This is a genomic window from Janibacter sp. CFPM2_SD2, from assembly GCF_057364645.1.
This window is the reverse complement of record NZ_JBNFOF010000149.1, coordinates 1-8105: the sequence shown is the minus strand read 5'-3', so window position 1 is coordinate 8105 and position 8105 is coordinate 1. Positions and strand designations below refer to the sequence as shown.

Sequence of the window (8105 nt, the reverse complement as noted above, 5' to 3'; positions counted from 1 at the left end):
GGGCGCGCGCGGCGGCGACGTCATCGGGGCGCTCGGCTCCCTCGAGCGCGCGGAGCACTTCCTCGACCAGGCCCTCGACCGCTACCGCAAGGACGCCGCCGCGCGCGACCGGCTCGCGAAGTTCGACCGCCGGCACGAGCACGTGCGCGCCCCGGTCGCGACCGTCGAGCGCGAGATCGACCGGGCCCCGTGGCTGGGTCGACTCCGGCCCGCGCACCCAAATCCGTCGACGGCCGCCCGCCTCGTCGACGAGGCCCGCGCCGCCCGCGACACCGACCTCGACCTCGCCGGCGAGCGGCTCGGCGAGGCCGAGGTCCTCGCCGAGCGGGCCCTGAGCGGCATCCAGCGACCCGACGACTTCAGCGGCTTCGGCGGCATGGGCGGCATGGGCGGTCGCCGCAGCGGCATCGACGTCGGCTCGCTCGTCCTCGGCGGCATTCTCTCCGGGGGCTTCAGCGGCCGCGGCGGCGGCTGGGGCGGGTCCGGCGGTGGCTTCGGCGGGGGCTTCGGAGGCGGAGGCCTCGGCGGTGGCGGCGGATTCGGCGGGGGTGGTCGCTTCTGACCGGCGCTCCCCCCTTCGTCACCCGACCCAGCACGTGATCAGCACACCTCGCACCACGACCGGCGGGACCACCGCCAGGAGGACAGCACCATGACCCAGAAGCAGACCATCCTCGGCCGCGTCAGCCAGCTCGCCAAGGCCAACATCAACGCGCTGCTCGACCGCGCCGAGGACCCGGAGAAGATGCTCGACCAGCTCGTCCGGGACTACACCAACTCCATCGCCGAGGCCGAGGAGGCCGTCGCCCAGACGATCGCGCACGTGCGCATGGCCGAGGGCGACCTCAAGGAGGACCGCGACGCCGCCACCGAGTGGGGCAACAAGGCGGCCGCCGCGGCGAAGAAGGCCGACGAGCTCACGGCGGCGGGCGACACCGCCGGCGCGGAGAAGTTCACCAACCTCGCCCGCGTCGCGCTGCAACGCCAGATCCAGCACGAGGGCGAGGCCAAGGAGGCCGAACCGGTGATCCAGGCGCAGAACGCGCAGGTCGAGCAGCTCAAGTCCGGTCTGGTGAGCATGAAGACCAAGCTCGAGGACCTCAAGGCGCGCCGCTCGGCCCTCGTCGCCCGGGCCCGCTCCGCGGAGGCCCAGGCCCGCGTGCAGGACGCCGTCGGCTCGATCGACGTCATGGACCCGACGAGCGAGCTGGGCCGCTTCGAGGACCGCATCCGCCAGCAGGAGGCCCTCGTCCAGGGCCGCGCGGAGGCGCAGTCGGCCACCCTCGAGGACCAGTTCGCCGAGCTCGAGGACCACAGCCAGGACGCCGAGATCGAGGCGCGGCTCGCCGCGCTGCGCGGGCAGGCCTGACCATGTGGTGGCTGATGGGCGGCCTCGTCGCCGTGGGTGCCGCGCTCGTCGCCGTCATCGCCCGGCGGGGCGGCTCGATGAGCGGGTCCGACCTCGACAGCAGCTACGGCAAGGGTGCCGCCGAGACCCTCCGCAACCGCGACAACCACATGGGCACCGGCTTCTGAGTCCGGCGCCCCCACCTCTCACCCGATCATCGGGTGACCCGAGAAGCCCCCGCTTCGCCGGAGTTCGGTACTCCTGCGCACCGGGGGCTTCTCCTGTCGAGGGGGTGCCGCGCCCTCAGGGACGCGGCGCGTGCACGACCTGCTGCGCGTCGGTCAGTCCCTGCTCGATGAGCAGCTCGACCGCATCGGCGGCGTCGTCGACGAGGAAGGGCAGCTCCTTGCGCTCGGTCGAGGAGAAGTCCTTGAGCACGAAGTCCGCGGCATCCATGCGACCCGGCGGACGCCCGATGCCCACGCGCACCCGCAGGTAGTCCTTGGTGCCGAAGCTGCTGGAGATCGACCGGAGACCGTTGTGCCCCCCTTCGCCCCCGCCGAGCTTGAGCCGCACCTCGCCGAAAGGGATGTCGAGCTCGTCGTGCACGACGACCGTGCGCTCCGGCGGGACGGAGAAGAAGCCGGCGAGCGCCTTGGTCGGGCCGCCGGAGAGGTTCATGTAGGAGCTCGGGACCGCGATGATCGCGCGGTTGCCGGGCACCGGCCCCAGCCGGACCGACTCCGCTGCGGCGCCCGCCTTGTGCTTGCGCAGTCGCGCTCCGGCGCGTTCGGCGAGGTGCTCGATGACCATCGCGCCGACGTTGTGCCGGTTGCCGGCGTACTGCGGGCCGGGGTTGCCGAGACCGACCACGAGCCAGGTGTCATCACTCACGGGGCCCCACCCTATGCAATGACGAAGGGAGCACCCGTCACCTCGTCGTCCACAGCCGCGCCCCGCACGTCCTGCCGACCCGGCCGCCCGGTGTCAGGGTGATCGCGGGCGGTGAGGGGCACCGCCGGAAGGGGATCCACGTGACGCAGCACTCGGAGATCGACTCTGCCGAGACCACCCCAGCCGAGAGCGGCGACCGACGGGCCACCATTCGGCTCGAGCGGCGGGCGCGCACCGTCGACGCCTACGTCGCCGGCGTCGACCGGCGCCTCAGCGCCTGGGCCGGAGGACCACCCCCGAGATCCGCTCGCACGTCTCCCGGGCCGCGCGGCTCGTCGACGAAGCCCGCTCGCGGGCGTCTGCGGACCCCGCACAGGCGACCCGGCGCCTCGACGAGGCGATGGAGCTCGCCAAGGCCGTCCAGGCGGCACTCGACGAGGCCACGCGCACGACGATGCAGCGCTACTACGCCGAGGAGCCCGACCGGTCGAGGTCCCTTGTCGAGCGGATCATCCAAGCCGTGGGCTGGTGGGATCGCCGCCGCTAGCCCACCCTCGGCACGACGATGGGGCGGGACCTCCGTGGTGGAGGTCCCGCCCCTTCGGCGAGATGGCGCAACGCGCCGGTGGGTCACTCCTGCTCGGAGGACTCCTCGCCACCCTCGGTGGACTCGCCCTCGCCCTCGGCGGCCTCGGCAGCCTCGGCGTCGGACTCGTCGTGCTCGATGCCGGCCTCGGCCTCGGCCTCGGCGAGCTCGGCCTCGAGCTCCTCGGCGGAGATCTGCTGGGTGATGTTGACGACGAGCAGCTCGGCGTCGGAGGCGAGCGTCGCCCCGGCCGGCATCTCGACCTGGCCGGCGAGGATCTGGGTGCCGACCTCGAGGCCCTCGACGGAGACGACGAGCGCCTCGGGCAGGTTGGTGACGTCGGCCTCGATCTCGAGGGTCGCGTTGTCGACCGTGACGACGGTCTCGGGGGCGGCGTCGCCCTCGACGTGGACGGGGACCTCGACGGTGACCTTCTCACCGCGCTTGACGATGACGAGGTCGACGTGCTCGATGATCGGCTTGATCGGGTCGCGCTGGACGTCCTTGGCCAGGGCCAGCTGGTCGCCCTCGCCCTCGACGGCGATGGTGAGCAGGGCGTTGGGGTTCTTCAGCGCCTGGAAGGTGTCGTGGAAGGGCAGGGCCAGGTGGACCGGGGCCTCGCCGTGGCCGTAGAGGACCGCGGGGACCTTGTCGGCGCGGCGCAGCTTGCGGGCCGCACCCTTGCCGAACTCGGTGCGCTTGTCGGAGACCAGACGGATCTCATCACTGGACATGTGTTGCTCCTAGGGTCGGGGAATGCCCGCGCTGGGAGCGGGCGTGTCTCGTGGGGCGGTGGCCTCGACGTGGGACGTGGCGCGGACGTGGATGTCGACGCGCGGGCAAGCCCACAGGACGGCACCGCGTCGATCACGGATCGCTGCGACCGTGCAGCGTCCCTCGCCGAGGCAACCCCGAGATACTAGTGGACCCGCTCCGGCTCGGCCAAGTCGGTCCCGTGACCGGCCTCCGGGCCCGACGCGATGGCCGCGTCGACGTCGTCCGCAGGCAGCGGCGCCCCCGGGCGCTCCCCTTCGCCCAGCTTGACCATGACGACGCCGGCGAGGACGGCGACGCCCCCGAGCACCTGCACCGGCGACATCGCCTGGCCGACGATGAGCCACGCGAAGACGATCGCGAAGAGCACCTCGCTCAGCCCGACGAAGGAGGCGATGGTGCCACCGAGCAGGCGGGCGGCGGCGATGCCGGAGGCGTAGGCCACCGCACCCGCGACGATCGCCAGCTCGACGACGGCGACCCACCACGGAGCCGACCAGCCGGCGAGGTCGACCGGGTCGGTCGACGCGGCCATCGGCAGCCAGCCGACGGCGGCCACCGCGAGCAGTCCGACCGCACCGACGGCCAGCCCTCCCCCGGCAAAGCTGATCGGCGGCAGCGCCTCGTCCTCGTCGGCCGCGACGAGGAAGAAGACGACGAGGCCGACCGCGGCGAGCAGGCCCCACAGGACCCCGACGACGTCGAGGCGGGCGCCGGAGGCGACGTCGAGGACGAAGACGAGGCCGAGGACCGCGGCGCCGACGCCGGCAGAGGTCAGCCGGCTCGGCCGGCGCCCGTGGCGGGCCCAGGCCCAGCCGACGATGAGGACGGGAGCGAGGTACTCGAGGAGCAGCGCGACGCCGACCGACAGGTGGTCGACGGCCATGAAGTAGGCGAACTGGCAGCCCGCGACCGCGAAGACGCCGTAGGCCAGGAGGCGAGGGACGTTGCGCCGCAGCAGCTGCCAGTGCCCCCGCATCGCGATGACGGCGGGCACGGCCATGACGAGCGCAGCCCCGGTGATGCGGGCGGTGACGAGCGCGCCGGGGGTCCAGCCGGCCTCGAGCAGCGCTGCGCCAAAGGTCCCCGACGAGCCGAAGGTCGCCGCGGAGAAGAGGGCGACGAGCAGCCCGAGGGCGAAGGGCGACCGCGCTGCGGTCGTGGAGGGGGCTGGCACTGCTACTCCTGGCGTCATGAGTCACGTAACCTGTTGGTGATGACGCTAGACCCGCCGATCGTCAGGAGTCAACATGGTCTTCACCCATGACACGGACGTCGCCCTGCAGACCGCGGCGGCGCTCGTCAACACCGCCGGCGGGCAGGACGACGGCGACGCCCTGTCGACGCCCGAGCAGCTGCGCGACTTCTACGTCGGGTGGGGGTGGACCGGGCGCTTCGACGGGGACGCGGCCGAGCTCGAGCAAGCGCAGGCCCTGCGCACCCGGCTGCGCGCCGTGTGGCAGGCCGCCGACGACCCGGTCGCCACGGTGGCGCTGGTCAACGACCTGCTGCGCACCGGCGACGCCCTCCCCCAGCTCGTCGACCACGACGACTACGGCTGGCACATCCACGCGACCGAGACCGACGCCCCCTTCGCCCGGCGGATGCAGGTGGAGGCCGCGATGGCCTTCGTCGACGTCGTCCGCGCCGGCGAGCTCTCCCGCCTGCGGGTGTGCGCCGCCGACGACTGCGACGCCGTGCTCGTCGACCTCTCGCGCAACCGGAGCAAGCGCTACTGCGACGGCGGCTGCGGCAACCGCCTGGCGGCCGCCGCCTACCGGTCCCGCCGCGCCTGAGCACGACGACGCCCAGCGCCGCGGTGCGTGCGCCGGGCCGGTCGTCGGGCGATCAGGTGAAGAGGCTGGTGACCGACCCGTCCTCGAAGACCTCACGGATCGCGCGGGAGATGAGCGGCGCGATCGACAGCACGGTCAGCTCGTCGAAGCGCTGGTCGTCGCGCAGCGGCAGCGTGTCGGTGACGATGATCTCCTCGGCGGCGCAGGCCTGCATCCGCTCGACGGCCGGGCCGGAGAAGATCGCGTGCGTCGCGGCGATGATGACGCCGGCGGCGCGTCCGCCATGAGCGCGTCGGCGGCCTTGGTGATCGTGCCGGCCGTGTCGATCATGTCGTCGACGAGCACGCACCAGCGGCCCTCGACCTCACCGACGACGCGGTTGGCGACCGACTCGTTGGGCCGCTCGATGTTGCGCGTCTTGTGGATGAAGGCCAGGGGCACGTCGCCGAGCTGGCGCGACCACTGCTCGGCGACCTTGATCCGACCGGCGTCCGGGGAGACGACGGCGAGCTTGCGGTCGCCGTACTTGTCCTTGACATAGTCGGCGAGGATCGGGCGGGCCATGAGGTGGTCGACCGGCCCGTCGAAGAAGCCCTGGATCTGGTCGGTGTGCAGGTCGACGGCGATGAGCCGGTCGGCGCCCGCGGTCTTGAAGAGGTCGGCCATGAGGCGGGCCGAGATCGGCTCGCGACCCTTGTGCTTCTTGTCCTGGCGGGCGTAGCCGTAGAAGGGCTGCACGACGGTGATCCGCTTGGCGCTGGCGCGCTTGAGCGCGTCGACCATGAGCAGCTGCTCCATGATCGCCTCGTTGATCGGCGTGCTGTGGCTCTGCAGGACGAAGGCGTCGCAGCCGCGCACCGACTCCTCGTAGCGCACGTAGATCTCGCCGTTGGCGAACTCGTAGGCGCTCGACGGCACGAGGTCGGTGCCCAGCTCGGCGGCGACCGCATCGGCCAGCTCGGGGTGGGTGCGCCCCGTGAAGACCATGAGGTTCTTCTCGGTCGTCTTGTTGATGCCGGTCACTGGGAGTCCTCGCTGGTGTCGGGGGTGGCGGTGGAGTCGGACGAAGGGGGTGCCGCCGCGGCCTGCGCAGCGGCCTCGGTGGCGGTGCCGGGGCGCTGCTTGGCGACCCAGCCGTCGATGTTGCGCTGGCGGCCGCGGCGACGGCGAGCTGGCCGGGGCCGACCTCGTCGGTCAGGGCGGAGCCGGCCGCGACGTAGGCGCCGTCGGCGACCGTCACGGGGGCGACGAGGACCGAGTCGGAGCCGACGAAGGAGTGCTTGCCGATGATGGTGCGGTGCTTGTTGACCCCGTCGTAGTTGGCGAAGATCGTGCCGGCGCCGATGTTGGCCCCCTCACCGATGACCGCGTCACCGCAGTAGGTGAGGTGCGGGACCTTGGCGCCTTCGCCGATCGTGGCGTTCTTCGTCTCGACGAAGCCGCCGATCTTCCCCTTCGCCCCGAGCTCGGTGCCCGGACGCAGGTAGGAGTAGGGGCCGACGGTGGCGCCCGCGCCGATGACGGCGAGGTTGCCCTCGGCCCGCTTGACCTCCGCGCCGTCCCCGACCTCGCAGTCGGTGAGGGTGACCTCGGGCCCGATCGTCGCCTCGGCGCCGATGCTCGTCGCGCCGAGCAGCTGGGTGCCGGGCAGGACCCGGGTGTCCTGGCCGATGGTCACGTCGACGTCGATCCACGTCGTCGCGGGGTCGACGATCGTCACGCCGGCACGCATGTGCCGCTCGCAGGTGCGCCGGTTGAGCTCGCGACCGAGCTCGGCGAGCTGGACGCGGTCGTTGACACCCTCGGTCTGCCAGAGGTCGGACAGGACGTGGGCGGCGACGCGGCCGCCGGCGGCGCGGGCGAGCTGGAGGACGTCGGTGAGGTACTTCTCGCCCTGGGCGTTGTCGCTCGTGACGTTGGCCAGCTCGCGGCGCAGGACCTGGGCGTCGAAGGCGTAGATGCCGGAGTTGATCTCGCGGATCTCGCGCTCGGCGTCGCTCGCGTCCTTGAACTCCACGATCCGCTCGACACCGCCCTCGGGGTCTCGGACGATGCGGCCGTAGGACTTGGCGTCCTCGAGGACCGAGGTGATGACGGTGACCGCGGCCTGCGCCTCGACGTGGGCGCGGGTCAGCTCGCTGATCGTCTCGGCCGAGAGCAGCGGCACGTCACCCATGGTGACGACGACGGTGCCGGTGAGGTCGGCGGGCAGGACCTCGAGGCCGCACTCGACCGCACGGCCGGTGCCCTTGATCTCGTCCTGGTCGGCGGTGCGGCAGCTGATGCTCGAGCGGGTGGCGTAGTCCTCGATGAACTCGGCGACCCGGTCGCGCTGGTGGCGGATGACGACGACGGTCTCCGTGGCACCCGCGCCCGACGCCGCGCGCATCGCGTGCCCGAGGAGCGGGGCCCCACCGATGGGGTGGAGGACCTTGGGGAGGGTCGACTTCATCCGGGTCCCCTCGCCTGCGGCGAGGATGATGACTGCATCTGGACGGATGTCGTTCACGCGGTGTTCTCCGGGGTGTCGGGGTCGCGGCGGACCGTCTTGGCCGCGTCGCCACTGTAGCGGCCACCGCCCGCGGCCCACGACCTCACCCGTCACCGCCGCCCCACCGCCCGCACGACCTCAAGGAAGTGCGACCTCGGGCTCTGCATTCCCCGGGGGAATCGGCAGCCTCAAACCCCTGCAAAACTCAGGGTTTTG

Annotated in this window: 7 protein-coding genes and 3 pseudogenes; 5 read left to right on the top strand and 5 right to left on the bottom strand. The window is 72.4% G+C overall.

Annotated elements, in window-relative coordinates; genetic code table 11:
• The 3 genes and pseudogenes from AC2W7J_RS13240 to AC2W7J_RS13230 form a co-directional block, all read left to right on the top strand.
• A pseudogene (locus AC2W7J_RS13240) lies at positions 1–562 on the top strand (hypothetical protein); the annotation flags it as partial.
• A 90-nt stretch (positions 563–652) separates the two neighbouring features.
• A complete protein-coding gene (locus tag AC2W7J_RS13235) occupies positions 653–1369 on the top strand; it encodes a PspA/IM30 family protein (RefSeq protein ID WP_421008651.1) in 717 nt (238 codons plus the stop codon).
• Between the two features lie 14 nt (positions 1370–1383).
• Positions 1384–1536, top strand: a complete 153-nt coding sequence (locus AC2W7J_RS13230) for a hypothetical protein (RefSeq protein ID WP_485982944.1) — start codon at positions 1384–1386, stop codon at positions 1534–1536.
• Between the two features lie 115 nt (positions 1537–1651).
• Here AC2W7J_RS13230 and pth read toward each other — a convergent pair whose 3' ends face one another.
• Entirely contained in the window at positions 1652–2242 is a 591-nt protein-coding gene (pth, locus tag AC2W7J_RS13225) for an aminoacyl-tRNA hydrolase (protein ID WP_421008653.1), read from the bottom strand.
• Positions 2243–2642: 400 nt separating this feature from the next.
• Here pth and AC2W7J_RS13220 point away from each other — a divergent pair, with 400 nt between their 5' ends.
• Positions 2643–2789, top strand: a complete 147-nt coding sequence (locus AC2W7J_RS13220) for a hypothetical protein (protein WP_485982942.1) — start codon at positions 2643–2645, stop codon at positions 2787–2789.
• A gap of 83 nt (positions 2790–2872) precedes the next feature.
• Here AC2W7J_RS13220 and AC2W7J_RS13215 read toward each other — a convergent pair whose 3' ends face one another.
• Both AC2W7J_RS13215 and AC2W7J_RS13210 read right to left on the bottom strand, forming a co-directional pair.
• Positions 2873–3562, bottom strand: a complete 690-nt coding sequence (locus tag AC2W7J_RS13215; RefSeq protein ID WP_485982940.1) for a 50S ribosomal protein L25/general stress protein Ctc — start codon at positions 3560–3562, stop codon at positions 2873–2875.
• Between the two features lie 185 nt (positions 3563–3747).
• Positions 3748–4779: an EamA family transporter gene (locus tag AC2W7J_RS13210; RefSeq protein ID WP_485982938.1), complete on the bottom strand. Its 1032-nt coding sequence runs from the start codon at positions 4777–4779 to the stop codon at positions 3748–3750.
• A 73-nt stretch (positions 4780–4852) separates the two neighbouring features.
• Here AC2W7J_RS13210 and AC2W7J_RS13205 point away from each other — a divergent pair, with 73 nt between their 5' ends.
• Positions 4853–5398, top strand: coding sequence for a CGNR zinc finger domain-containing protein (locus AC2W7J_RS13205; RefSeq protein ID WP_485982936.1), 546 nt, complete (start codon positions 4853–4855; stop codon positions 5396–5398).
• 52 nt (positions 5399–5450) lie between these two features.
• On the opposite strand, the pseudogene AC2W7J_RS13200 reads toward AC2W7J_RS13205, so the two are convergent.
• Positions 5451–6421 (bottom strand): annotated as a pseudogene (locus AC2W7J_RS13200) (ribose-phosphate diphosphokinase).
• Positions 6418–7850 (bottom strand): annotated as a pseudogene (glmU, locus tag AC2W7J_RS13195) (bifunctional UDP-N-acetylglucosamine diphosphorylase/glucosamine-1-phosphate N-acetyltransferase GlmU). The pseudogenes AC2W7J_RS13200 and glmU overlap by 4 nt, the downstream one beginning before the upstream one ends.
• Positions 7851–8105: the final 255 nt, after the last annotated feature.

Coding starts and splice junctions, on each gene's coding strand:
- AC2W7J_RS13205 (WP_485982936.1), top strand. CDS start 4,853: ATGGTCTTCACCCATGACACGGACGTCGCCCTGCAGACCGCGGCGGCG.
- AC2W7J_RS13215 (WP_485982940.1), bottom strand. CDS start 3,562: ATGTCCAGTGATGAGATCCGTCTGGTCTCCGACAAGCGCACCGAGTTC.
- AC2W7J_RS13235 (WP_421008651.1), top strand. CDS start 653: ATGACCCAGAAGCAGACCATCCTCGGCCGCGTCAGCCAGCTCGCCAAG.
- AC2W7J_RS13220 (WP_485982942.1), top strand. CDS start 2,643: ATGGAGCTCGCCAAGGCCGTCCAGGCGGCACTCGACGAGGCCACGCGC.
- AC2W7J_RS13230 (WP_485982944.1), top strand. CDS start 1,384: ATGGGCGGCCTCGTCGCCGTGGGTGCCGCGCTCGTCGCCGTCATCGCC.